Annotated in this window: 1 protein-coding gene and 1 pseudogene; one reads left to right on the top strand and one right to left on the bottom strand. The window is 46.3% G+C overall.

From position 1 onward, the window contains the following. A pseudogene (locus A3738_RS30830) lies at window positions 1-315 on the top strand (short-chain dehydrogenase); the annotation flags it as partial. Window positions 316-376: 61 nt separating this feature from the next. Here the strand turns inward: A3738_RS30830 and A3738_RS08550 are convergent. Beyond that, on the bottom strand, window positions 377-832 hold a 456-nt coding region (locus tag A3738_RS08550), incomplete at its 5' end, for an efflux RND transporter permease subunit (RefSeq protein WP_197473717.1).

Below are 832 nucleotides of genomic sequence, written 5' to 3'. Positions count from 1 at the left end.
CGCTTAGAACTCAAGAACACACCGGTCACTCCAATTACAGTGCACCCAGGTGGCATCAAAACGAACATTGTGAACAGCGCTCGATTCTATAGAGGCACCAACGCTGGACAAGAACATAAGGACGTAAAGTCACTATTTGATCGCTTAACGTTTACGACACCAGACCAAGCGGCTAGCACCATTCTAAAAGGCGTTAAACGCAAGAAAATGAAAATCTTGATCGGTAAAGATGCGTATTTTTATGATTGGGCTGGCAGATGGTTGCCAGAGAGTTACCACAGAATCGTCGACAAGATTATGGGAGCGGAGTTCTAAACAAGCTACAAGCTTATTAATTCATGGGGTCAGAGTAAAAGTACTCTGACCCCAATATTTATTAAGAAGCCTTTCCAAACCACTTACGCACTAACACGTAAAACAGTGGTGTCAGCAATAAGCCAAAGATCGTCACACCGATCATGCCCGCAAATACAGCCACACCCATTGCTTCGCGCATTTCTGCACCAGCGCCTGTTGAGAAAACTAATGGCACAACACCCATAATGAATGCAATAGAGGTCATTAGGATCGGTCGGAAACGCAACTTGCTTGCCTCGAGCGTTGCAGCGAGCAGTTCCATTCCTTGATCCTCTTTTTCTTTGGCGAACTCAACGATCAATATCGCGTTCTTCGCGGCGAGGCCGACCAGCACGATAAACCCTATTTGCGTGAAGATATTATTCGTTAAGCCCCACATAATAACGCCCGTCATCGACGACAACAGAACGGTTGGAACGATCAGAATGATCGCCATCGGCATTGACCAAGATTCGTATTGTGCGGCCAAGACCAA

It is taken from the genome of Oleiphilus sp. HI0066, assembly GCF_001635725.1.
This window is presented reverse-complemented; position numbering and strand designations above follow the sequence as displayed.